The following is a 25,742-nucleotide window of genomic DNA, read 5'->3' as shown; positions in this document are numbered from 1 at the left end:
GCTCAAAACAATCAAACGCTCAAGCGGCTCCGATACTCCACCGGGGTTACCCCGGCATGGGACTTAAACGTCTTCGCGAAATGGCTTACATTATCATAGCCGAGGCTCTCGCATATTTCCCCGACGGTATGGTCGGTGCGCAGCAACTGTTCCTTCGCGCGCTCCATCTTCATTCGGGTGACATACTCAATAAAGGTGATTCCCGTCTCCTTCCGGAACATCCGGCTGAAATAGCTTGGATTCAGGTGCAGGAAGCCCGCAACCTCATCAAGCGAGATCCGCTGGTCCAGCCGAAGGGACACGTACCTGCATGCCTCGGCGACCTCGGTTCTTCGGCTTCCTCCCCATCCTCTGCCGGCCTCGCGGGCCGTCGATGCGAGATACGCCTTCAGCCAGACATGCAGCTCGCTCAAAGCATCCATGTCCATCATCTCTTTATGCAGCGTATCGGCCGCATAGGTCTGCGGCATGGATGGCAGCAGATGGAGCCTCAGCTTCAGCTTGAGATCAAGCATGAGCTTAAGTAGCCAGTCCTTGACGGCTTCGGGAGCGTACTCGGCTTCGCGGATGCGCGAGATCCACCGGTCCGCCGGGTCCTCATCGCTCGGCCCGGCTTTGCCAAGCAGCATCTCCAGCAGTTCCCGGCTGGCCTGTTCATAGCAGTCGTACAGGCCGGAGGCGCTGCCCACTTTGGCGCCGCCTTGCTTCGGCTTGATTTTCTCGATCGTCCCGGGCTCCATATAAAACCGCTGATGCTCGCTGCCCAGCAGCTCCCCGAGGCCCAGCTTCAGCGACTGAGGGCTGTCGCAGCCGGTCCCGATGATGAAGGACATGCGGATCTTCAGGATCCGGAAGAGCGTGGACTGCACTTGTCTTAGACAGGCTCCGACCTCATCGTAAACGTTATGCCGGAGACCGGGGCGGTAGGAGAACAGCAACAGCGAGCATCTTGGGTCATACCGGATATGCACGGCCTCCGGCTTCAGACTCCCCAGCACCTCGCGCAGCACATTGCCAAGGGCGAAGTGGAGGGTCTGCTCCGAAGCGAAGCGCTGCTTGATCTGCCGCAGCTCCTCCAGATAGCCGATCACGGGAAGGCAGTGATCATTCCCCCGGAGCACGCCGAATTCCGACAGCTCATGCCGCCATTTTTCCGGGGACAGAAGCGGCTGTTGCACGAAATCCTTCATGCGCTGCTCCCGCCGCAGCTCCTGAGCTTCGGAAGCCAGATGCCGCATCCGGCTCTTCTCCCAGCCCTGCTCGGCTTCCTCATCCATCCCCTGCTTGAACCGCACAAGCAGCCGGGCGAGCTCGCTCGGGTCCAGCGTCTCCTTCAGCAGATAATCCTGGATGCTTAGCCGCATCGCTTGCTGCGCATAATGGAATTCGCTGTGGCAGGACAGAATGGCGATGCGCACATCCGGCTTCACCTCGCGAATCCGTTCCGACAGCTCCAATCCGTTCATCCTTGGCATGCCGATATCCGTGATCAGAATGTCCGGCGGCTGCGTCTTGGCAAACTCCCAGGCGCTTAATCCGTTGTCGTAGCTTCCCATCAGCCGGAGGCCCATTTCCTCCCACGGTATCGTCTCCGACAGCAGCTCGATCACCGGATAATCATCATCGACCAGCATCACGTTATACATCGGCATTCCCTCTTTCCGGTATATACATTTCGATCACCGTCCCTTGACCCTCTTCGCTGTAAACAGCGCATTGAAACCCGGAACCAAACACCATTCGCATTCGTTCCATGACGTTGGACAGGCCGATGCCGGAAAAGCCGCTCCCCGGCGCATCCATGGGAGACGATGTGCGAAGCGCTTGAGAATCCGAATCCGAACCCGCATCCGAACCTGAACCGGCCATATCGCCACCGGCAGCGCCGGAAGAACTCGCAGTCACCGTACGATCTCCCGTCCCTGTCTGCCCTTGCACTTGGGAGCCTTCAGGGACGACCGCGCTCGGCCTGCCCCGTTCGGCATCTTCCGCAGCAGCAATGGCGTCGCCCGCGCCGAGGCGCAAGCTGCGGGCGATCCGCTCCCGCACCGAAGGGTCCATGCCGGCACCGTCATCCTTCACGCGCAGGATGATGCCCCCCGGCTCCACCACAGCCGTGATCGAGATGACCCCTGCCCGCCGGTTCAGCCCGTGGATGAGCGCATTCTCCACGATCGGCTGCAGGAAGAAGCGGGGCACCTTCAGCAGCAGAGCCTCCGAAGCGATGTCAAGCTCAAGCCTGACCTCCTCCTTCTGTCGCAGATTCATAAGCGCCAGATAATGAGAGATCAGCTCAAGCTCTTCGTGGAGGGCGATCTCATCCTCCTGCCGGCTGATCGTCATCCGGAGCAGCATCGACAGCGAGCCGATCATTCTGGCGCTTTCCGGGTCTCCCCGCTTCATGACCTTCATCCGGATCGAATTCAGAACATTGAACAAAAAATGCGGATGAATCTGCGCCTGCAGCATTTTCAGCTCAGCCTTTCGTTTTCTCGATTGATTGTCGGATATTTCGAAAATCATGGTCTGGATGCGGCTCAGCATATCGTCAAACAGATGCCCCAGACGCCCGATTTCGTCGTTGCCCCGAACATGCGAGCGCACCTCCAGGTTTCCCCGCTGAACGGCAGCCGCCGCCTTGCCGAGCCGGACCAGCGGTTTCGTAAACGTACGTACAAGTCCGATCAGCAGCATGAGAAAAACCAGAAAGGAGCCCATTTGAAGCAGAAACGCGCGGCTAAAGATCGCATTGATATTAACGATCGCATCCTTATAAGGCTGCATCAGCACCAGCCGCCACCCGGCAAAGGGGATATCCTGCTCCACCATTAAATGCTTCTCGCCGTCCATCGGCATGATCGCGTAAGGAGCCGATCCGCTCCATTCCTCCACGTACGGGAACTTCGTACCGATACGTTCAGGATGATGGGAGGATACCACCATGCCGCTGCCATCCAGCATCAGCACGTCGCTCCCTTCGGATAGGGAGTCGAAGATCCGGCTGATTTGATCCTCCGTAAAGCTTACGATGACATACCCGTAGATATCCGAATCCGGAAGCCGGAGCGTTCGAACGACGGACAGCTGATACGGATGATCCATCCGGTCGGAGCGAAATACCGTCTCCTCGGGTCCAACCCAGAGCGACTCCAGCCCCTGAAGCCGGTGGATCCGGTCGAACCAGGGCTGGTCCATATAATCAAGCGGATTGTAATCGCTTACGGAATAGTTCATGTAATAGGCGCCGCTGGTCAGCAGCACCGTGACATAGCTGGGCTCGCCTACGACCGTCAAGCTTTCGATATGCTCCAGCACACGGCGGGATTCCACGAACCGATCGTATGGATCGGCCTCCTCATTGCCGGAGGCGACCTGTTTGAAATACGAGTTCAACGTGGAATTCACCTGAATGTAATTGGCGATATTCAGCTTGCTTGAGAGCAGATTCGTCACCGAGCCGCGGATCAGCTGGAGCGCGTCATTCGCATTCTGTACGGCCTGCTCCTTCAAAGCCTCCTTCGTCATCGCATTGTAGAGTATTAAGCTGACGAGTGCCGGCACCGCGATGCAAGCGACCGACGCCCAGATCAGCTTATGGCGGATGGAGCTCGGCACCCACCTCTTCAGCCGGGTCAACATGTCCTTCACCCCGAGATCCTCAAACTTTCTGTTGATGCCAAGAAGGGACGAAGATTTCGCCCCTTTGGTTTTTCTGTCATTATATCAGATCATTTTTGGTTGGATTCGATAATTTTGTTCACACGTTCTTGGGAATTGCGGATCGTCTGATCGATATCCTGATTTCCGAGAATGAGCTTCTCGTACTCCTCATTAATCGCCTCATAGACCTCGGCTTGATACGGAGCCGGCGGAACGATGGCGGAAGCCTTGGAAGCAACCAGGGTATCGATGAGCGATTTCTTGTCGACCTTCTCCGGACTTTTCGTTCCGGCGAGAATGGTGTCGATGATTTTCTCGACCTGCTCGCTCTTGACACCCTGCCATGCCGGAATGTTCTTGCCTTGGACAACCTGACCTTCGGTCGTGTACCAGCGGACGAACTTGTAAGCCTCCTCCTTATGCTTGGACTTGGCGGCAACAGCCACGTAGTCGGTCGTTACCGGCGTAAGTCCGGTCGGATCGCCCTCCTTGTTTTTCGGGAACGCGGCGACGGCGACCTCGAACTCAAGGGGCACTTTATCGGTTCCTCCGATCTCCGTGTTCATCCAGCTGCCGATCGTGATCATGCTCGCCGATTGATTGAAGAATTGGGTCCGGTAATTCAGCTTCTGCGAAATCATGTCCGTGTACGGCACGGAGGATTGATCCTCCTTCTCCATGCGCACCCGAAGCTCCAGCGTCTCACGGAAGGTCGGGTTATCCAGATTGGAGGTGCCGTCGGCTTTCAAAAAGTCGGTGTCCTGCGGCTGGTTCGCCATTTTGAGCTTCAGAAACTCCAGCCATCCGCCGCCCTGCGGCCCGTGAAAATACGTTCCGTAACGCTTGGCAGAGCCCTCGCCTTGGGTCAGCTTTTTCGCGTAATCCGCATAGTCGTCCCAGGTCCAGTCGGTCGGAACGGCAAGTCCCGCCTCCTTAAGATGGTCCTTGTTCAACAGCACGTACCACGGATTGAATTTACCGGGAAGCGCATACACTTTTCCGTCCAGCCGAGTGTCGACCTTGTAGTCCTCCTCCACGCTGAAGCCGTCCTTGGCGATATATTCATCCAGCGGCTCCGCCATGCCAAGCGCCACCCGCTGGGCATAACCGGCCGGGTCGCTGAACATGAGGATGTCCATCTGCGCCGACGATGCCGCTTCGAGATCCAGCTTCTTGAACGCCTCCTGGGTGTCCCCCTTCTCGCTGAGCTGGACGAGCTCGATCGTCACGCCGGGCGTCTTCGCCTCATATGCCGCCAGCGTCTCCTTCCAATTGTAAGCTTCCTCCGTGCCGTACGTATACAGTCTGAGATTGATCTTGTTGCCCTCTTGCCCGCTCTCTCCCTGCGCCGTTTGCTCCTTCGCGCCGCCGCACCCGGACAGCAGCCCGAGCAGCAGCGTGCCGGCCAGCAAGCCGGCTTGCCATTTCTTATTCAACATTCGATTGCAACCTCCCATGTTTTCGATTGGATCCCGTGATGATGGGTCGTAGCTGTTGATCTATTGCAGGCCGGCCGATTCGGCTTTAGCCCTTGACGCCTCCTAAAGCAATGCCTTCAATGACGCTCTTCTGCCCGATGATGAACACGATGAGCAGCGGAAAAATCGCCGAGACCGCAGCGGCCATGATCAGGGAATAGAATTCGCCGCTTAATGACGTGAATTTCTGCATCGCCAGCGGAATGGTGAACAGCCCGTCGGTGCGCAGGAAAATCAGCGGATTCTGATAGTCGTTCCAAGTCCAGATAAACCGGAGAATGGCGTAGGTTGCAACGGCTGGCTTGACCAGCGGCAGCGCGATCGACCAGAAAATGCGCGGATGGCTGCCTCCGTCGATTTTCGCGGATTCGATAAACTCCTGGTGCACGCCCATGAAAAATTGCCGCAGCATGAACGTTCCCAGCACGCTAAAGCTGCCGAGCACGATCAGGCCGAAATGGTTATCGAACAGACCGATATTGCGGTACAAAATAAACTGCGGAATGAGGATTGCCTGACCCGGAATCATATAGGTGAAAAGTACGATCAGAAACAGCCATTTTCCTGCGGCGAACTGGATTTTCGAGAAGCCGTAGGCCGCCAGCGCCGACACCAGCGCCGAAATCGCGGTGGTCAGCAGGCTGACCTTGATCGAATTCCAGTAGTAGAGGTAGAACGGGTAATCGCCGAACCACACCTCCTTGTAATTTTCAATGGCGTTCCATTCCCTCGGGATCCATTGGATCGGGTAAACGAAGACGTCCTTTTCCACCTTGAAGGAAGTGATGAGCATCCAGACAAAAGGGAGCAGGAACAGAATGCTGACCGCGAACATGACCGCCGTCACGAACGCCTTGCGCCAGTCGGCCCGAAGTAACGTGTGCATGGTTTCCTCCTCCTCTCTAGTAGTTGACCCATTTCTTCTGGGCCGCCCACTGCCCGAGCGTGATCAGCATGACGAAGCCGAACAGCACGGCCGCAATGGACGATGCATACCCAACCTTCAAATTCACAAACGCCGTGTCGTACAAATACCAGACCATCATCGTCGTCGATCCGATCGGCCCGCCCTGGGTCATGACAGCGATAATGTCGAACACCTTGAAGGTCGAGATGATTCCCGTTACCAGCAGGAAAAAGGATGTCGGCGACAACAGCGGCAGCGTAATCCGCCTGAATTTGGTCCATCCATTCGCCCCGTCAATCTCGGCAGCCTCGTACAGGTCCTTCGGTATGGATTGCAGGCCGGCGATGTAGATAATCAGATTGAACCCGATCGAGATCCACACCGAGATCATCATGATCGAGACGAGCGCATAGTTCGGATCGGCGATCCATTTGGGCGGGCTCGCGATGCCGATACTTCGCAGCACCTCGTTAATCGGACCGTAGGAAGGCTGGAACAGCACCTGCCACACGACCGCAACCGCGACGATGTTCGAAATGTAGGGCATGAAGTAAGCGACCTTGAAGTATCCCTTCATGTACACATGCCGGTCGATCAGGATCGCAAGCGCCATGGAGATGATCATGTAGATCGGGACCGTCAGCAGAAAGATCATGTTGTTTCGGATGGACTTTAAGAAGATATCATCCTCGAGCAGACTGCGGAAATTCTGCAGTCCGACCCACCGGATGCCGTCCCAGCCCTGCACGAAATTCCAATCGGCAAAGCCGAGCACCAGCGTTGCGATAATCGGGAACAGGACCAGAATCATGACGCCGATCAGCATCGGACTGATAAAAACCATTCCCCATAGCTGCTCTCCCCGCCGGAGACTCCTTCCGAAGCCCCTGCGCCTGTTGGTGCCGGCCCTGTTGGTGCCGGCCTCGTGCAGGCCCAGAGGAGGCGAGCTTTTCATTGTGCGTGCCATGTCTGACCACCTCGATTGTTTCGGATGGTTTCAGTATAAAAAAAATACCGTCAACGCATTGACGGTATTTTGATCAGATTCCCTTTAATTTTTACCTTTGCTCCCCTTACAGGAACTTCTCTTTAAACCATGAGGACGCCATGCCGACCTCGGACCGGCTCAGCTGATGGCCGCCGTTCTCCCAGTGCAGCTTCACGTCGGCGCCCGCTCCGCTCAGGAGCTCATTCAGATCCTCCGTCTCCTGCGGAGGACAGATCGGATCGCGCCGTCCTGCCGCAATGAACACCGGCACGCCGCTCAAATCCGGCAGCGTCTTATCGCGAAGCGGAACCATCGGGTGATGGAGAATAGCCCCTTGCAGTGCATCCCCCCGGTGGAAGAGCAGGCTGGCCGCGATATTCGCGCCATTGGAATAACCGATGGCCACGATCCGGCTGCGGTCGAATTCATACTTCTCCGCCGCCCAGTCCAGAAACGCATGCAGCTCCTGGGTCCGTTTTACGAGATCCTCCACGTCAAAAACGCCTTCGGCCAGACGCCGGAAAAATCTCGGCATCCCGTTCTCCAGCACATTCCCGCGGACGCCCAGCACGTTCGACGCCGGCGACACCATCTCGGCCAGCGGCAGCAAATCCTCCTCGTTTCCCCCGGTACCGTGCAGCAGCAGCAGGGTCGGCGCCTCGGCGGACGTGCCCTTCCGATAAATATGTTGATGCTCCATATGACAAATCTCCTTTCGGTCCATTCAGCTTATTTTCATAGAATACCCATAAAGCATTTACTGATTATCTTTAATTTAAGATTCTTTAATTACATCATACCATGGATTTCATGAATTACAAGTGCGAAATGGACTCGAGGAAGGTCAGGCTCTTATTGCATCCGGTACCGTACGCTGATTATCGTTCTTGAGGCTTCACAGGCCTCCTTGATTCAATGGCTGCGATTCTTCTCTCCCCACTCGCATAATCCTTCCAATACCGGTAATAGCGTTTCCGCCTTAGCAGTAAGACTGTACTCGACTTTAGGGGGAACCTGAGGATACTCCTTCCGGTTCACCAAACCGTCCGCTTCCAGTTCCTTTAGCTGGGAGCTCAATGTTTTATAAGTAATCGCTCCTATTTGCCTTCTCAGATCATTGAACCGGACCGGTTGGTTTTCTGCCAAAAGGTAAATAATAACCATTTTCCATTTGCCGCCAATCACCGACAAGGTGTAACCAAATGGCGTGTCTTGAATATGCTTCACCTTGCCCTTATATTCAGCCATGCTCATCTTCACACTATCCTTTCAGGTAGTACCTATCAAATTTGTGCGTACTACATTTTTATTTGTGCTCATTTTATACTTGCCTTACTTTGAAGTAAAGGAGATAAAAACATGACTCAAAAAACCATTCGTCTGTTAATGCCGCAATGGCAAGGAGGCAATAACCCTAACTACTCTTTTGGAGCAGAGCTGCTTGCCTGGCTGGCTCCCGACAATGACCAGCCCCTTATTCATGTGCCTGTTCAAGCATATGATGGAACTCCGCTTGAGAAGGAGAACGGCATGCATGGAAGAACCCAGCTGCTCGAACAATTAAAATCCGCACAGCATCTCATTGATGCTCATAAACCGGATCGCATTGTCATGTTTGGCGGCGACTGTTTAGTGGAACAAGCCCCGTTTGCCTATTTAAACGAACGATATGGCGGCGAATTAGGTTTAATTTGGATCGATGCTCACTCTGATTTGGTTAATTACGTCGGGTACGATAACGGACATGCGCTGCCGCTCGGAAATCTTTTGGGAGAAGGAGATAAGGATTTCGCACAACATGTAAAAGTCCCGCTAAAGCCTGATCATGTCTTTATCGCCGGATTAGCGGCGCCTACAGAGCAAGAAGCGGAAGTGATTTCAGAGGCATTTCAAAGACTGGGAATAACTACTGCAGAAGCAGATACAGAGGTCATCCAAAGATTAGGTATTCGAACTGCCAGTTCTGAAGAGTTAGCGAACAGTACGGAACCGATCAAAAAATGGATCAAAGAACACGGCATTAAGCACCTGGCGATTCATCTTGACCTAGACGTGCTTGATCCAAAAGCATTTCGTTCTCTATTATTCGCAAATCCTGAAGATCCCTTTGATCTGTCTCCTGCCGGAACCATGCAACTGCCTCAACTGCTTAAACTATTGAAAGAGCTTTCTGAGGAAACGGATGTCGTAGGACTAGGTATAACGGAGCATATGCCGTGGGACGCCATATATTTGAAAAATTTGCTTGGAGAACTACCTATTTTAAACAAGTGAACAAGCGCATGCTCCATTACGGATCCATACGGGCATCCAGTCCCTGAACGGCACCCTGCCGACTTAAAAAGGAAAAGAGGCCTTCCGAAATGGAAGGCCTCCCTTGTTGTATTCTCTATATGATTCCGTACGTGTTCCCCCGTAACAGAGACCATTATACCAGAAGATAAGATCTATGTCAGCGAGTGATTTGTCATTTCTCACAATTTTTTTGCGGTTTTATTAGTTAATCTTCCAGATCGATGGATGGAATAGCATATTTTTTCAGGATTATGCAAAATTTGATTCCAGCCGCTCCCGAGTACGATATATAGACGAATTAAACCGTTTCGCTCAATATATCGCTGATTGAAGTTGCTCTTTGGATTTTTGCAGCATAATCCCCATTTAGAAAAATTGCAATCGTTTTGTTAAAGCCCCTTGCGGTACGGCGAATGCCTGCGCCCGCTTGAAGTTGTTCGGGGCACCCCGAACGATGGTCAGCGCCTTGTAATATTCAATAAACGGAAAGCCGTAGGTTTCTCCGCGCGCATAGGCATATACATTCATGGCCTTGACCCATGTCTCGTAGGCTTCATCCGGAATATCAATAAACACCTCGGGATGAAAATCGTACGGATCCTCCCAGTTGTCGGCGTAGTACAAATGCTGCGCATAATGCGAAGGCAGCTCGCGCTCGATCGTCTTCAGGCCGGCATAAAAGCGGGCGTCCTCCACAATGTAATGCGTATTGGAATGATCTTTATGAATGCTTCCTTTCCAATGGGTAATGATGATATCCGGCTTCACTTCCCGGATGACGTCGGCAACCTGGTACTTGACCTCCTCGTTGAGCGGAAGCTCTGCGTCCTTATAGGCAAGAAACCGGACATCGGCCCCGACGATATCAGCGAATTGGTGCGCCTCCTCTATCTTCTGCTTTGCATAATCTTCGGGGGTCATACGGGGATGCCCCTTTTCTCCAGGTGTCAGATGCAAAAATGTCGCTTTATGTCCTGCCTGCGTATATTTAGCAATAACCGCGCCTGCTGTCAGATCCATATCTCCCGCATGACCACCGATCGCCAGAATGTGTTGCTGCTTCGCTTCCGTCATCATAAGTCCTCCCCTTATCGTTCGCGTACGATCTATTGCAATGACTTGCTCATAATGTCAAACCGGCGTGTGATCTGAAAGCCCGCTCTCCGATACAGATGCCCTGCCGGGCTTTGCTCGCCGGTCCACAAAAACCAGGTGCCGTGGAGTCCCTGCGCCCGCATTAGGGCGAGGCAGTCGTACAGCAGAATTTTTCCAAGCCCCTTGCCTTGCATGGAAGGATCGACGCCAAACGGGCCGAAGCGCTCGGCAACCCCTTCGTACCCGCCATGGAGGCAAAAACCGACCAGCTTCCCCCGGTCCCTCGCAATCAGAATCTGATCCAGCTTCAAGCGCTGAAGCAGTCCTTCGCGGATCGCCCGGCCCCAATCGGGATTAAATACGTCCGTGGCAAAAGATATCAGCTCCACCAGATCGCTGTCGGAAGCCGCTCCAAACGTAAAGCCCTCGTTCTCGCGCTGTCGCTTCAGCTCCGCTACGTCCGGCGGTACGCGGAAATCGATGAGCGAGCGGTTCATTGCAGCCGCCGTGTAGTTTCTTGTGAACCCCGCCGCCTGCAGGAAGGCAAGTCCCTCGGGGTAGCTTTCACCGTCGATCCCCGGAACGATATAATTCGGCGCGTACGAGGAGAAGAACACCTTGCTGCGCCCATGACTGCGAAGAAACGCTTCCGCCTCCTCCAGCAGCCGCTTCGCAATGCCCTGCCTGCGCGACGAAAACGCGGTTCCGAAGAACGTGATCCATCCGTGTGCGGGTTCTAGCTCCGTGCCGATCATCGGCAGCCTTCTCCGCACGGCATACAGCGCACCGGTAATGGTTCCCTCCTCCTCAGCGACCCGCAGCCCCTCCGGATCAAAATTCGGATCGAGCAGGACCAAATTGCGGAACCGCAGCCGGGTAACCGGATCTCCCGTTAAGCAGGCATTCCACAGCGCTATAATCCCTTCCTCGTCTCCAGGCCGGTATGACCGATAAATGATGCCGCTCACCATGCACCGCCTCCATCCCTTAGGTATATCTTATGAACACTTCATTGCCCAATAAGCAAGTATTTGCAGCACAGCGTAATGATTCAGTAACTGACTGCCCCTGACGAATGCCGACCTAAGCACAATCCCGCTTGGTGTATTCGTTGAGCCAGCATACGAGGCTAATTCGGATCGCGAACTGCGCCGGTGATGGCGTTATGCACTTGGACCCGCAGCTCTTTGACGCTGCTGCTCCGTCCGCAGTACACCCGGTTGGTCATCAGCACGACGGCAAGATCATACGCGGGGTCGATCCACAGGCTTGTACCGGTGAAGCCGGTATGGCCATAGGCGCGTTCGCTCATCCAATCACCGGAGGCATCCATGCGGTCGCCCTTGAGGACCCAGCCAAGTCCGCGGTTCGCACCCGGAATCGCTGCCGTATGCGGCTTGATTGCCGTTCGCGCCGCAGCAGGGGACAGGATGCGTGCAGGCGACGATGCTCTTGCGGCAGGCGACTGGATGCGTGCCGATGACGATGCTCCTGCGGCAGGAGACAGGCTGTGCGCCGGTGACGATGCTTCTGCAGCAGGAGACAGGCTGTGTGCCGATGACGATGCTTCTGCGGCAAGTGACAGGCTGTGCGCCGGTGACGATGCTTCTGCAGCTACCGCTGTTCCGGTCTCGGTACTGGATGCTGCCCCCGCATCGGCTTCGATATCCGTGAGAACGGCTGCACCTTCATCAGTCTGGCCACTTGGTGCAGGAACCGCCCCCTCAAGCAGCCACATATGGGCATATCGCAGCAAATCCCCCGCCGTCGCGAATAGTCCGGCATGACCGCATACGCCGCCCAGCGCTCTCGCCTTCTCATCATGCACCACACCGCATAAATGGCCCTGGAATTCCTCGTCATACTCGGTCGCCGCGTACCGGCCGAGCTGCTCCAGGGATGGCGTTAAGGTGGAATCAAGCATGCCGAGCGGTTCAAACACCCTTTGCCTTATCGCCTGGTCCAGCGGCATCTGCAGCAGCTCCTCGGCGATGCGCCCGAGAGTCAGGTATCCCAAATCACTGTATACAACGTTCTTGCCCGTTTCACTTGAGAGCGGGGAAGTCAGCACCGCGTCCCACATCTGATCCCGGCTCCAGCCGCGGGAATGAAGATTCATATCCGCCGCAAGGCCCGAGGTATGCGTCAGCAGCTCGCCTACCGTAATCGCCATCTTACCGGAGGCTCCGAATGCCGGAACAATATCAGCCGCTTTCGTGCTGAGCGTAATCCTTCCCTCATCCACCAGCTGGAGAATCAGCGGAAGCGTGACCGCAACCTTCGTGATGGAGGCGCAGTCATATAGCGTGTCCTTGTGGACAGTTACTGGTTCGCCTTGCTTCGGATCCGGATCGGCAAACCCAGCCGCATAAAACCACGTCTCTCCGCGATGCAGCACGCCCAGTACAGCGCCGGGCATAATCCCTGCATCAATGGCCCGGTTCACGGCCGCGCAAGCGGCCTGAAGACCGTTCATGTCCAGCCCCAAACGCTCCGCGCCCTCGTTTCGATTCACAACGCAACCACTCCTTTCCGTCAATATGCTCTTTTTTGACCAATGCTCCCGACCTTTGTAAATTCAGCCCGCACTCTCACCATTGTAAACGCTTTACAAATCCATTATATGACTTGTGAAATTTTGTATCAACAAAATATATACAATATAAAATTTTATTTCGTGGCAATCATCGATTTTCATAAAGTGGCAATCATCGATTTTCATAAAAATGATATTTTTTTCATCAGAAAGGTTTGTTATATATTGACAGTTGAATTCGCTTTCATTAAAATATGGGTGAATATAACGCTCGCACAAAATAAGGGCCATGCATTCCTTAACCGTACACCCGGTATGGAACAACCCCGGTATCTCAATTCGAGAAGCCGGGGTTTTTTGTCGCCGGATTTCATAAGGAGGTGATGCAATTAACTGCGGACAAGCCTTACCACTTCTAACGATTACATAGGAGGTAGAGTATGAAGAAATTGATGAAAATGACAGCCGCGCTGTCCCTCGCGTTATCCCTGACGCTGGGAATGTTTACCCCTGCCCATGCAGCGCCGGATACCTCGGTATCCAATAAGCAGAACTTTAGCACCGACGTCATCTATCAAATTTTTACGGACCGGTTCTCGGACGGCAATCCAGCGAACAATCCGACCGGCGCGGCGTTTGACGGGACCTGCACGAATCTCCGATTGTACTGCGGAGGCGACTGGCAGGGGATCATCAACAAAATCAATGACGGCTACCTGACCGGAATGGGCGTTACGGCCATCTGGATTTCCCAACCGGTTGAGAATATTTACAGCGTCATCAATTATTCCGGCGTCAACAATACGGCCTATCATGGCTACTGGGCGCGGGACTTCAAGAAGACGAATCCGGCATACGGCACGATTGCTGATTTCAAAAACCTGATTGCCGCTGCACATGCCAAGAACATTAAAGTGATTATCGACTTCGCTCCGAACCATACGTCTCCGGCCTCTTCCGATCAGCCATCCTTCGCGGAGAACGGGAAGCTGTACAATAACGGCACGCTGCTTGGGGGATACACGAACGATACCCAAAATCTGTTCCACCATAACGGCGGCACCGATTTTTCCACGACCGAGAACGGGATTTACAAAAATCTTTACGATCTCGCCGACCTGAACCATAACAACAGCACCGTAGACGTCTATTTGAAGGATGCCATCAAAATGTGGCTGGATCTCGGCATCGACGGCATCCGCATGGATGCGGTCAAGCATATGCCGTTCGGCTGGCAGAAGAGCTTTATGGCCACCGTCAACAACTACAAGCCGGTCTTCACCTTCGGCGAGTGGTTCCTCGGCGTCAACGAAGTCAGCCCGGAAAATCACAAGTTCGCCAACGAATCCGGCATGAGCCTGCTGGATTTCCGGTTTGCTCAAAAGGTTCGCCAGGTGTTCCGGGATAACACCGACAATATGTACGGCTTGAAATCGATGCTGGAGGGCTCCGCAGCCGATTATGCCCAGGTGGATGATCAAGTGACGTTCATCGATAACCATGACATGGAGCGGTTCCACAGCAGCAATGCAAACCGCCGGAAGCTGGAGCAGGCGCTGGCATTTACCCTGACCTCCCGCGGCGTCCCTGCCATCTATTACGGCACCGAGCAGTATATGTCAGGCGGGAACGACCCGGACAACCGGGCACGGATCCCTTCCTTCTCTACGACAACCACCGCCTATCAGGTGATCCAAAAGCTTGCTCCGCTGCGCAAATCCAATCCGGCGATCGCCTACGGATCGACGCAGGAGCGCTGGATTAACAATGACGTGCTGATTTATGAGCGCAAATTCGGCAATAATGTTGCGGTCATTGCCATCAACCGCAATCTGAGCACGCCGGCTTCCATCTCCGGCCTGGTCACTTCTCTGCCGCAGGGCAGCTACACCGATGTGCTGGGCGGCCTTCTGAACGGCAACACCTTAACCGTGGGCTCCGGCGGAGCCGCTTCGAACTTCACGCTCGCCGCCGGCGGCACAGCCGTATGGCAATATACAACGGCCACGACGACCCCAACCATCGGGCATGTCGGTCCGATGATGGCCAAGCCGGGCGCATTGATCACCATCGACGGACGCGGCTTCGGTACCAGCAAAGGCACCGTCTACTTCGGGACGACGCCGGTAACCGGCGCGAACATCACGTCCTGGGAAGATACGCAGATTCAAGTAAAAATCCCTGCGGTTGCAGGCGGCATCTACAATATTAAAATCGCGAACGCCGCCGGAGTGTCGAGCAATGTCTACGACAATTTCGAAGTGCTGTCCGGCGATCAGGTTAGCGTCCGCTTTGTCGTTAACAATGCGACAACCTCCCTGGGGCAAAATGTGTTCCTGACAGGCAATGTCAGCGAGCTGGGCAACTGGGATCCGGCCAAAGCGATCGGCCCGATGTACAATCAGGTCGTTTACCAGTACCCGAACTGGTACTATGATGTCAGCGTACCGGCAGGAAAGACCATTGAATTCAAGTTCCTGAAAAAATCAGGCTCCACCGTCACTTGGGAAGGCGGAAGCAACCATACCTTTACCGCACCAACCAGCGGCACGGCAACCATTAATGTGAATTGGCAGCCGTAAGGGATTGAATTTATACAAAATAAAGCAACAGCAAGCGGCTCTGGAGATTCTCCGGAGCCGCTTTGCTTTTAGCTTGTTTCTACTTTGAGCAGCCTTGAGCCGGTGAAGTCCAGCTTCAACAGAAGCAGACGGAACCCTGCTGCAGACATAAGTGCTTCCCTGTACCTGGCCAAGCGCACGATGTAGTGGAGAGGACAAATCGATTCCGGAAAAGCGGAGCGGTCGCCTTTGTCTCCGATATTCCACCATTAGCAAATTATATTCAGGAATATCGGGGACAACAGCGATTGGAGGAACGATATGTACTCGGAACGTACACCAAAACAAGCTCCGCTGGACTCCTTAGGGAACTGCACACGAAAACAAGCTCCGCAGAATGATATCGCGGAGCTTGTCTATTATCCCTCCCCAGCTTGAGCCGGTGAAGTCCAGCTTCAACAGAAGCAGACGGAACCCTACTGCAGACATAAGTACTTCCCTGTACCTGGCCAAGCGCACGATGTAGTGGAGAGGACAAATCGATTCCGGAAAAGCGGAGCGGTCGCCTTTGTCACCGATATTCCTCCATAGCGAAATATATTTCAGGAATATCGGGGACAACAGCGATTGGAGGAACGATATGTACTCGGAACGTACACCAAAACAAGCTCCGCAGGATGATATCACGGAGCTTGTCTATTATCCCTCCCCAGCTTGAGCCAGTGAAGTCAAGCTTCGACAGAAGCAGACGGAACCCTGCTGCAGACATAAGTGCTTCCCTGTACCTGGCCAAGCGCACGATGTAGTGGAGAGGACAAATCGATTCCGGAAAAGCGAAGCGGTCGCCTTTGTCTCCGATATTCCACCCTTGCGAGTTATATTTCAAGAATATCGGGGACAACAGCGATTGGAGGAACGATATGTACTCGGAACGTACACCAAAGCAAGCTCCGCTGGACTTCTTAGGGGACTGCACACGAAAACAAGCTCCGCAGGATGATATCGCGGAGCTTGTCTATTATCCCTCCCCAGCTTGAGCCGGTGAAGTCCAGCTTCAACAGAAGCAGACGGAACCTTGCTGCAGACATAAGTGCTTCCCTGTACCTGGCCAAGCGCACGATGTAGTGGAGAGGACAAATCGATTCCGGAAAAGCGGAGCGGTCGCCTTTGTCTCCGATATTCCACCGTTAGCAAATTATATTCAGGAATATCGGGGACAACAGCGATTGGAGGAACGATATGTACTCGGAACGTCTCCCGTGCGCAAAACACCCTTCAGAAGCACTATGCACATAAATATTACGTCTGCTCGCAGAGCGAAACTTCAACCGTGCGCAAGACTCACGTTTTGAATTGCACCAACGACTGACGCAGCCGCTCGGACAGCTCCTCCAGCCTTCCGGACAGGGCGACCAGCTTCTCGCTCACCTTAAACTGCTCCGATGACATCGAGGCGACCTCTTCGGTAGCCGCGCTCGTCTCTTGCACGATAGCACTCGCCTCTGTAATGGAACCGGTCAGCGTATGCTGAGAATCCATCAGCTGCTCCACGGCCGAGGCGGAGCCAGCAATCTCCGCAAGCAGCACATCCATCTCCCGGCGCACATTAGCGAATACCTCTTGCGCTTGCTGCACGGAGTGCAGCTGCTCGTCAAACAGAGGCGATGCGGACCTTAGCGCATCCACTGAGCGCTGGACCTCTGCCTGGATTTCCAGGATCATCTTGCCGACCGTCTGAATGGATTCCTTCGACCGGTCCGCCAAGCTTCGAACTTCATTGGCAACGACCATGAATCCGCTGCCAGCGGCGCCGGCCCGGGCCGCCTCGATCGTTGCATTGATGGACAGGATATTGGTCTGATGCGTGATGTCCGACATCAGCTCCAATATTTTATGAATGGATGCGGTATTGGTCTGGAGTTTCTCCGCATTGTGCACGATGCTTCGATTTACCTGGTGGATTCTCTCCGACTGTCCCACGAGGCTATCCATATGGAGAGCACCGTCCCCCGTTACATCAAGGACGCGGTCAGCCGCCGACTTGATGATCCGATTCGATTCCGACACCCTATTCATCTGCATGCCAATATGCTCGGCCAGCTGATTTTCACGCTCCGCCTCCGCGGCGAGGTGTCCGCTGCCCTGAGCAATTTGCTCCATCGCTGCGGCAATTTCGCCGGCGGTGATCGAGGTTCCTCTGGACGCCTCGGCCAGCTCCCCGGCTGTCGCCAGCACTTCACGCGCGGAGACATGGGTCTGTTCAACGAGAGCCGAGATTTGCCCCATCATGCGGTTGAAGCCGTCGCCCAGGCGGCCGATCTCATCGGCCCGCTGAAAGTCGGTGCGAACCATCAGGTTCCCCTTCTCTCCTTCCTCCATTAGACTGCACAGCTGATTTAGAGGACGTCCGACCGTACGCATCATATAATAGCCAATCAGCACCGCAATGACGATCGCTGCTGCGATGACCCCAAGCGTGATGCTGAGCAGCTTGTCCGTAGCCTTTACGAAATCGCTGACCGGCGCGAATCCCACCATATACCAAGGAGCTGTTTTTAACGGCGTGTACACGACCATCTGCGCATCGTCGGTATAATAGGTCCCGCTTGCTTGCGCCCCTTGGGGAACCGTTATGGTTGAAGGCTGCATGAGCTGCGTGAGATCCGCGTCATACACGATTCGGTTATCCGCCGCGACCATTCGCATCCGCCCATGTTCCCCGATCCTCAGGTTGGACAGGACCTCGCCGATCGCCTGCTCCTTAATATCTATCAGCAGCACGTACTGGGCATGAGGCTGCTGGAGATTTTTCAGCAGCCGCCCCATCGTTATGGAGGCCAGCTTCTCATTTCCCATGAACCCTTTCGCCTCCGCCGGGAACCAGACGGGTTCGCCGTCCGCTTGAAGGATGCGGTCAATCTTGGTTTTTACCGTATCGGCCGACGATAAGCCGGAAATCCCCGTGGAGTTATAAGAGCTCTGCACGGTCATAGCCGGCGAAATCAATCGCATGCCGACAAGCCGGCTGTCCGACGAAGCGAAGCCGTTCAGCTTCTCCCGAATCCGATTCTCCGCCTCGGTTTTGGCCCGGATGCCGACGTCCGGCGTGCTGACCGTAACCAGATCTTGGCGAAGCACCGTATCCAGCGCCCATTGCCGGGATACCCCTTCATATTGGGCCAACAGGAAATCAAGCTTGTCCGCCGCCTGCACCATTTGTCCCGACGTCGCCTCGGACACCTGATCCATGACCGTATCCTTTGCTATGGAATACGACAGCAGACCAAGCCCTGCGGACAGCGCAACGACGGTTGTAAAAAAAATGACGAACAGCTTCATGCCAACCGCTTTAAATTGAAAGCGCGTTTTAACATTCATCGTTATGTACCCCCTGCACCCAAATTCATGCAAATGAGAATTTTGCAAAAATCCAAAGAGCAACTCCCATTCTGTAATATATGGAGCGTCGATTTTGCTCGCCCATCGAATACAGCCGGAAGCGACGGAATCGATTTTTGCAGTATCCCAGAAATGAAAAAGAGACACAGCAAGCGTTAACCGGCTGTGTCTCTTCGCTGTGATCCCTCTAAAGTTTGCTTCTTTCTATCTAAAGCGCGAATGGATGTAACGCTTATCATCTGGCTCTTTAGCTTTGGATCCAGCTTAACCTTTGCTCGCGCCTGCCGTCATGCCGTCAACCAGCAATCGCTGCAGGAAGATAAACAGGATCGTAATCGGCAATGCAATCAGAACCGAAGCCGCCGCGAACAGCGTAAAGTTACTGTCCTGGGTGGAGTTGACCAAATCCCATAGACCGACAGCCAGCGTCCAGTTCTCTTTCGTCCGCAGTACGAGACGGGCAAAGATGAAATCTACCCATGGTCCAACGAATAGCGTCAAGCTCATGTACGTAATCATCGGCTTCGACAGCGGCAGAATGATTTTGCGAAAAATCTGGAAGTTGGTCGCACCGTCGATTTTGGCCGCCTCATCCAAGCTGCGCGGAATCGTATCGAGGAAGCCTTTCATGATAAGCGTTCCTCCCAGCGGCGCCCCGGCCGCATACACGATAATCATCGCCGCATGCGTATTCAGCAGGTTCAAGGAGTTGAGCAGGATGTAGATTGCAATCATACTCATGAAGCCCGGGAACATGCCTAGCACGAGAATCGTGGACAGCGCGTTCTTACGGCCTTTGAACCGGAAACGGGAAACCGCATAACTCGTAAGCAGTACGAGGATCGTACCGATCACCATCGAGAAGAGTGCGATTTTGAGCGTATTCATATACCAGGTTTCGAACAGGAAGCTCTGGGACGTGAACAGCTCTTTGTAATGATCCAGCGTAAATCTTTCAGGAATCAGGGACTTGCTATAGAGCGACTTTCCGGGACGGAAAGAGGACAGAACAATCCAGAGCGCCGGGTAAATACAGCAGATCGCGATAATAACCAGCAAAATGTAGCTAGCCGTTAACCGGATCGCGTTTCTCATTTTAATTCCCATTATTGGATCATATCCTCCTCTTTAAATGATCTGGTTCGGCGATAGTTGTAAATCGAGAAGGTCGCGATAATCAGGAAGATAATGATCCCGATCGCCGACGCCATATTATATCGCTGCTGATCCAGTGTCAGCTTGTAGAGCCAGGTTACCAAGAGGTCCGTTGCTCCCGCATATTGATAGTCGCCCACCACCGGGTTCCCGTTGGTGAGGAGGAAAATCAGGTTGAAGTTGTTGATATTACCGGCGAACTGCGTAATGAGCACCGGTGCCGTCGAGAACAGAATCATCGGCAGCGTGATAATTTTGAATTTCTGGAAGCCGGATGCCCCGTCAACGTCAGCCGCCTCGTACAGGTCCTTCGGAATCGTTGTCAGCACGCTCATAACCAGCAGCATGGATACCGGAATGCCGACCCACATGTTAACGATGATGACGGTTACCTTCGCCCAGAACGGATCGGTCAGCCATGGAAGGCCGTCCATACCGAAATATCTTAAATACTGGTTAATCGGTCCGAATTGGCCGTTGAACATGTTGCGCATCACGAGCAAGGAGATCAGCTGCGGAATCGCATACGGAATGATCAGGATGACGCGCCACAGGCCTTTGAAGCGAATGCCTTTTTGCTGAATAAGCAGCGCTACCAGCACCCCGCCGAAATACGTGGTCACCGTGGCAAGCACCGCCCAAATGATCGTCCAGGTCAGTACTCCGAAGAAGGTGTGGCTCCACGTTTTTAAGGCAACGAGATTCGTAAAGGTTTTAAAGCCTACCCAGTCTACCAGATTGGCAGGCGGCAGATTGTTCGGTGCGGAATAGTTCGTGAATGCCAGCAAAATCATGAATATGATCGGCATGATCGTAAAGAACATGATACCGATAGCCGGCAAGGTCAGAAACGACTGCGCAAATTTGATTTCAAAAATATAGTTAAGGGTTTGTTTAAAGTTATTGGGTGCGATCCCCATGTCCCTTTGTTTTCCAGCGTTATATGCGTTCTTGATATTGGCATAGTATCCAACAAGGAATACGGCCAGCATCATGACTGTAATTAGACCTTCAATCAACAGATTGATGGAGTGGTCGCCTGCTACCATTTGGGTTAATCCGTTAACCTTCGCTAAATGGCTTCCCTGGTCCCCCAGCGTTGCCATGCCCCAGATTGCGTCTCCGAGGTTATTGATAAAGTAATACAAGCTGAATACGCCTACGATAAGCAAAAGAATGCCTTTAATCCATTGACGATTGTAAAGCTGACCCAGACCCATGCATATAGCTGACAGTACAGCCGCTATCGTACGATGTTGACGCATGCTCCCTCCAATCTCCTCTACCGTATAATCGAGGAATCACCCGCCGACCATCGGCGGGTGAACTTCTTCATCTTTTTCGTGTTATGAAGCTGTATGTCCCTTACTCGCCGCCTCCGCCGCTGTTCAGGTCTTTAACTTGGTTTACGGCTTTATCAAGCGTTTCTTTAATGTCTTTATCGTTATCCCAAATTTCAGACAGGGCAGCGCCTACAGGAGACCATACGTTAGCCATTTCCGGTACGGAAGGCATTGGCTGGGAAGACTTGAACTGCTCCGTGAATGCCGATACGTACTCGTCATTCTTGATTTGGTCATCTTCTTGCGCTTCGATGTTCGTTGGAACCGAGCCTACCAGGGCGCTCAGTTTCAGTTGAGCTTCTTTGGTCGTTGCAAAATCAGCGAACAATCTTGCAGCTTGCGGATATTTCGTGAACGAGCTTACATACCAAGCTTTGATACCGGAGAACGATACGGCAGGCTGTCCGCCGATGGCCGGGATTGGAGCTACGCCGAGCTTGTCGCCGAGCGCTTCTTTATATCCGCCAAGCTCCCATGGTCCGTTGATATCCATTGCCAGATCGCCGGAAGTGAACAATCCGCGCTTGATGTCAGGCGTGATGTCGCCGGATTTAACCGGAAGGATTTCTTTCAGGCTAGCGTATACTTCCATACTCTTTACGGCACCCTCGTTGTTCAGACCGATGTCATTGACGTCCGTGCCACCGCTTCCAAAGATGTAACCGCCGTTGGATGCGAGGAATGGATAAGCAAAGTACAAGTTACCGGTTTCAAACATGAAGCCGTATTTATTCTTGTTCTTGTCTGTGAAGGTTTTGCTGAACTCGATGACTTCTTCCATCGTTGTAGGAACTTCCTTCACCAGATCCTTGTTATAGTACATCAGGTAAGTTTCAGCCGCACGCGGGTATCCGTACAGCACGCCGTCGTAGCTGACACCTTGGATCGCTGCTTCCGTGTTACTGCTCTTTGTTTTTTCCTCGAATACGTCGTTTGGCAGAACCAGGTTCGTCGTAACGGCTTTACCCAGGTTGTCGTGCGGGAACAATACGATGTCCGCAGCCAGTCCGGATGGTCCGTCCTGCGCAAGCTTGGTTACTTGGTCGGTTGGGGACAATTCTTCGATCGTAACTTCTACGCCGTACTTCTCGGTAAATTCCTTGGCAATCTCATCCGTATAGGCTCTTTCGTCACGGCTCTCCCATACGACCAGCTTCGCGCCTTCTTCAGGCTTCAGTTCTACGGTTTCTGTATTTTCAGCCGGCGTCTCTGTCGCAGGCGGGTTCTCTGCAGGCGCTTCCGCAGCCGGAGTACCCGAGTTTCCTCCGCATGCCGTAATGGAGAATGCCAGCGTGAAGGTTGCAGCCAGCGTCAGAATTTTCTTCATCTTCATTCCATGATTACCCCTCTCAATAATGATCAGAAATGTTGGAAATCTGCGCAAACGATTTCAGAAAATTTTCAGCCTCTCTTTTTCTATGTAACGTTTGGCGAGAAACCAAGGAAAAATTCCGGTGAGAAAGCGCTTCATCCACTGTAGACATCATACAACATTTCGGATTGATTGCAAAAACGTTTGCACAGATCGTTTATCCCCGATTTTCGGCCAAAATCCTATAATATCTCGCTTATTCACCCTATATCGTAGGTTATCGTAAAAATATGTGCGCAAGATCCTGTGCAATTCAGTCATTTTGCTCTCCAAATCGGACAGGTTCGCCCGGAAAATGCTTCATTGTTGCACAAACGTTTGCACATTTGCAAATACCTCTTTTACCGCTGATAAGATGAACCGTGAAACGCCATGGCTATGGCGTTTCTATTCAGTTCGCCCTAGTTTCAGCCAATATTTTTGCCCAAAGCGACTGCGAATAACGATGCAACCGCAGGTCCCAAATGCAACAACCCCTGTCGAAGCGCAGGGGTCAAAGATATATACCAATTATAGTGGTTAGCAAGCTCCGCGGCTTGACGCACGAGACCGAAAGATATTGAACTAGATCCAATCTCTTTTTTCAACAAACCGCTTTCCAAACAGCAGATACACGATACCTGTAAACAACACAATGGACCACAGGCTATAGGGCTCAACCCTTGGCGCATAAATTGCTGCTTGCGGCATCATGACATAGTAGGGAATCGTGAATGGAAGCCAGGCCCCAATCGCCGAGTGAAAGCCTGTCAGCACAATATTCGGCACGACATAACCGAGAGACATCGCCAGGGAGGCTCCAAAATTCCGTATTCTTATTGAGACAATCAGTTGTAATGCAGCGAGCGGCAAAACACCGATCCATCCCCCAATAACTGAATACAGCAGTGTCTCCAACGGAATCTCTCCGGGAGCTTCAACAAGATAACCCGCAACAACATATCCGAGTAAAAATACGACCTGAACCAGCGCCATAATCCCGATTAACACAATGTATTTCGCATAAAAGATTCGGCTGCGGGGAATTGGCATACTCATGGTTATTTTCCAGCCCCCATCCCGATGCTCGTACAAACACAATAAGGAGGCTATAATCCCGCTATACAGAGGAAAGAAAAACATAGAGTGCAGATTGACGCTGTGTATATAGAGCGTAGTCCAGCTAGGCGGGAAAAACTCCTTTAAACTCTGGAGCTGCATCGCTCCCATCGCTGAGTTGATCAGCGTATCCAATACGATGAGCGCAAGGATGACACTCCATTGAAGCTTCATTCCTTCAGCACGAATTAATATTCCCATGATCCGGCAACCCCCTATTCAAATTCTCTTCTGGCAAACAGGTGAGCACCCAGCACCGACAACATCATTCCCATTCCAAGTGAGATTCCGATCCACTGCATATGACCGGGGATAAGCGGGCTGGATAATGCCGGATACGACCAGGGAAGGATTTTAATCATGAAGGAATCGCTTCGTGCTAAAAACAAGCTGGAAATGGAACCGAATATCCCTAAAGCCAGTGGTAATGCCTGGTTGGAAAAAACAGTGGACAGCCAGAGCTGTACAGCCATCATCGGCAGTGTTGATAAGCATGCGAATAGAGGCTGCAACATCATCATTCCCCACGGTATGGGTTCGTTGGAGTATAGGAGCCAGACCACGCACATCCCAACAATCGTGATGACTACGGTACATAACTGCAAAGTAAAGATCCATGCCAATTTTGCCAGGTATACGGAACCTTTCGGAACAGGCATTGCTAGAAGCTGCTTCCAAGCCTTTGTTTCATGCTCGGTACTGGCCATCATGCTGGCAAGAAGCGTAATGCCCAATAAAAAAACGAACGACAAAAACATGTACATGACTGCAAAGCCGGCGTAGATCCCCCCGGGTCCTTGACGGAAATAAAGATACCACTCCAAGGCCGTCATGCTAACCAGAATCATGCCTTGGATAACAGGCATCCACCGGCATAATCTCTTCAGCTTTACTCCCTCTGCACATATCAGCTCCAGCATCATAAGCTGTTCTCCTGACCGGTTAATTCCAGAAAGATTTCCTCAAGGGTCTTCTTCTTCTCCGTTACCCGATAGACATCATATTGCCGGTTTACGAGGAAGCGAATCATTTCCGACGATTGCGGCCGGTTGATCATGGAGGTTCGGATCTGGCCTGTTGCGATGTCCGGCTCCGCATCCCATCCATGGTCATTTAGAGCTGCTGCCGCTTCCAGCGGGCGGTCCATCTCAATCCATACATAAGGCTTACTGCGATCGGTTAATTCCTGAAGCGGCCCTTGAAAAATCATTTCCCCTTGATTAATAATTCCCACCCAGGTTGCAACCTGCTCGATTTCGCTCAATAAATGGCTTGAGAGCAGCACCGTTATATCAAAATCACGGGGAAGTCTTGTAATGAGCTCTCGTATTTCCTGAATGCCCGATGGATCAAGTCCGTTCGTCGGTTCATCCAGAATCAATAATTTGGGATTCGTAATCAGCGCCATCGCGATCCCTAGCCGCTGCTTCATGCCAAGAGAATAACTCTTGACCGGCCGATGGGCTGCCTGGTTCAGCCTCACCCATTCCAACACCTCTTGAATCCTGGATTCCTGTATTCCATGGATTAGGGCCATGATCTTCAAGTTTTTATATCCTGAAAGATGAGCATAGTACGACGGAGATTCTACGAGAGAACCGACATCCTTTAAAATATCCATTCGGTTCTTCTTCAGATCCTTGCCAAGGATCCGAATCTCTCCGGAAGACGAGCGTATGAGTCCCAGAAGCATCCGAATCGTTGTTGTCTTGCCCGCTCCATTCGGTCCCAAAAATCCATAGATCTCCCGCTTGGGGACCTTCAAGTTAATCTGTTTAACCGTTTCCCGCTGCCCGAATCGTCGGGTCAGCTGATGTGTATCGATTGCATATTCGTTCATCTCTGTTTCCTCCTG

The 25,742-nt window shown here is 52.9% G+C and carries 19 protein-coding genes; 2 read left to right on the top strand and 17 right to left on the bottom strand.

Annotated features, from left to right (window positions below):
• Window positions 1–11 precede the first annotated feature (11 nt).
• The 7 genes from NST08_RS04255 to NST08_RS04225 all read right to left on the bottom strand — a co-directional run bounded on the left by NST08_RS04255 (window position 12) and on the right by NST08_RS04225 (window position 8,287).
• Window positions 12–1,646, bottom strand: a complete 1,635-nt coding sequence (locus NST08_RS04255) for a response regulator transcription factor (RefSeq protein ID WP_341341482.1) — start codon at window positions 1,644–1,646, stop codon at window positions 12–14.
• Complete coding sequence (locus NST08_RS04250) at window positions 1,639–3,639, bottom strand: sensor histidine kinase (RefSeq protein WP_341342607.1); 2,001 nt, start codon at window positions 3,637–3,639, stop codon at window positions 1,639–1,641. Before NST08_RS04250 ends, NST08_RS04255 begins: the two co-directional genes overlap by 8 nt.
• An 89-nt stretch (window positions 3,640–3,728) precedes the next feature.
• Window positions 3,729–5,099 (bottom strand): ABC transporter substrate-binding protein, encoded by a 1,371-nt coding sequence (locus NST08_RS04245; RefSeq protein WP_341341481.1) that lies wholly within the window; start codon window positions 5,097–5,099, stop codon window positions 3,729–3,731.
• 85 nt (window positions 5,100–5,184) lie between these two features.
• Entirely contained in the window at window positions 5,185–6,024 is an 840-nt protein-coding gene (locus NST08_RS04240) for a carbohydrate ABC transporter permease (protein WP_007132705.1), read from the bottom strand.
• 16 nt (window positions 6,025–6,040) lie between these two features.
• Window positions 6,041–7,012 (bottom strand): carbohydrate ABC transporter permease, encoded by a 972-nt coding sequence (locus NST08_RS04235; RefSeq protein ID WP_341341480.1) that lies wholly within the window; start codon window positions 7,010–7,012, stop codon window positions 6,041–6,043.
• A 106-nt stretch (window positions 7,013–7,118) separates the two neighbouring features.
• Entirely contained in the window at window positions 7,119–7,733 is a 615-nt protein-coding gene (locus NST08_RS04230; RefSeq protein WP_341341479.1) for an alpha/beta hydrolase, read from the bottom strand.
• Between the two features lie 212 nt (window positions 7,734–7,945).
• Entirely contained in the window at window positions 7,946–8,287 is a 342-nt protein-coding gene (locus tag NST08_RS04225; RefSeq protein WP_341341478.1) for a winged helix-turn-helix transcriptional regulator, read from the bottom strand.
• A 105-nt stretch (window positions 8,288–8,392) separates the two neighbouring features.
• Here NST08_RS04225 and NST08_RS04220 point away from each other — a divergent pair, with 105 nt between their 5' ends.
• Window positions 8,393–9,307, top strand: coding sequence for an arginase family protein (locus NST08_RS04220; protein WP_340897355.1), 915 nt, complete (start codon window positions 8,393–8,395; stop codon window positions 9,305–9,307).
• Between the two features lie 387 nt (window positions 9,308–9,694).
• Here the strand turns inward: NST08_RS04220 and NST08_RS04215 are convergent, their stop codons facing one another.
• The 3 genes from NST08_RS04215 to NST08_RS04205 all read right to left on the bottom strand — a co-directional run bounded on the left by NST08_RS04215 (window position 9,695) and on the right by NST08_RS04205 (window position 12,938).
• Window positions 9,695–10,405 carry a PIG-L deacetylase family protein gene (locus NST08_RS04215; protein WP_244152791.1) on the bottom strand — a complete coding sequence of 237 codons (711 nt, stop codon included), beginning with the start codon at window positions 10,403–10,405 and terminating at the stop codon, window positions 9,695–9,697.
• Window positions 10,406–10,434: 29 nt separating this feature from the next.
• Complete coding sequence (locus tag NST08_RS04210) at window positions 10,435–11,394, bottom strand: GNAT family N-acetyltransferase (protein ID WP_341341477.1); 960 nt, start codon at window positions 11,392–11,394, stop codon at window positions 10,435–10,437.
• A gap of 158 nt (window positions 11,395–11,552) precedes the next feature.
• Window positions 11,553–12,938: a serine hydrolase domain-containing protein gene (locus NST08_RS04205; RefSeq protein WP_341341476.1), complete on the bottom strand. Its 1,386-nt coding sequence runs from the start codon at window positions 12,936–12,938 to the stop codon at window positions 11,553–11,555.
• A gap of 461 nt (window positions 12,939–13,399) precedes the next feature.
• Between NST08_RS04205 and NST08_RS04200 the strand changes: the two genes are divergently transcribed.
• Window positions 13,400–15,541: an alpha-amylase family glycosyl hydrolase gene (locus tag NST08_RS04200; RefSeq protein ID WP_007132713.1), complete on the top strand. Its 2,142-nt coding sequence runs from the start codon at window positions 13,400–13,402 to the stop codon at window positions 15,539–15,541.
• Between the two features lie 1,320 nt (window positions 15,542–16,861).
• On the opposite strand, the gene NST08_RS04195 is transcribed toward NST08_RS04200, so the two are convergent.
• The 7 genes from NST08_RS04195 to NST08_RS04165 form a co-directional block, all read right to left on the bottom strand.
• Window positions 16,862–18,898, bottom strand: coding sequence for a methyl-accepting chemotaxis protein (locus NST08_RS04195; protein WP_213617273.1), 2,037 nt, complete (start codon window positions 18,896–18,898; stop codon window positions 16,862–16,864).
• Window positions 18,899–19,183: 285 nt separating this feature from the next.
• A complete protein-coding gene (locus tag NST08_RS04190; protein ID WP_007132715.1) occupies window positions 19,184–20,026 on the bottom strand; it encodes a sugar ABC transporter permease in 843 nt (280 codons plus the stop codon).
• On the bottom strand, window positions 20,026–21,339 hold the full coding sequence (locus NST08_RS04185; RefSeq protein ID WP_007132716.1) for a sugar ABC transporter permease: 1,314 nt from the start codon (window positions 21,337–21,339) through the stop codon (window positions 20,026–20,028). The genes NST08_RS04190 and NST08_RS04185 overlap by 1 nt, the downstream gene beginning before the upstream one ends.
• Before the next feature lie 100 nt (window positions 21,340–21,439).
• Complete coding sequence (locus tag NST08_RS04180; protein WP_341034398.1) at window positions 21,440–22,750, bottom strand: sugar ABC transporter substrate-binding protein; 1,311 nt, start codon at window positions 22,748–22,750, stop codon at window positions 21,440–21,442.
• 603 nt (window positions 22,751–23,353) lie between these two features.
• Window positions 23,354–24,088 carry an ABC transporter permease gene (locus NST08_RS04175; RefSeq protein WP_341034399.1) on the bottom strand — a complete coding sequence of 245 codons (735 nt, stop codon included), beginning with the start codon at window positions 24,086–24,088 and terminating at the stop codon, window positions 23,354–23,356.
• 14 nt (window positions 24,089–24,102) lie between these two features.
• The gene (locus tag NST08_RS04170) at window positions 24,103–24,810 is read right to left on the bottom strand and encodes an ABC transporter permease (RefSeq protein WP_341034400.1); all 708 of its coding nucleotides are present in this window, start codon (window positions 24,808–24,810) and stop codon (window positions 24,103–24,105) included.
• Window positions 24,807–25,727, bottom strand: coding sequence for an ABC transporter ATP-binding protein (locus NST08_RS04165; RefSeq protein ID WP_341034401.1), 921 nt, complete (start codon window positions 25,725–25,727; stop codon window positions 24,807–24,809). Before NST08_RS04165 ends, NST08_RS04170 begins: the two co-directional genes overlap by 4 nt.
• Window positions 25,728–25,742: the final 15 nt, after the last annotated feature.

The organism is Paenibacillus sp. FSL K6-1566, from assembly GCF_038050475.1.
GTDB classification, from domain to species: Bacteria; Bacillota; Bacilli; order Paenibacillales; family Paenibacillaceae; genus Paenibacillus_AQ; species Paenibacillus_AQ lactis.
Note: the sequence above shows the minus strand (reverse complement) of the source record. Positions and strands in the feature narration are given on the sequence as shown.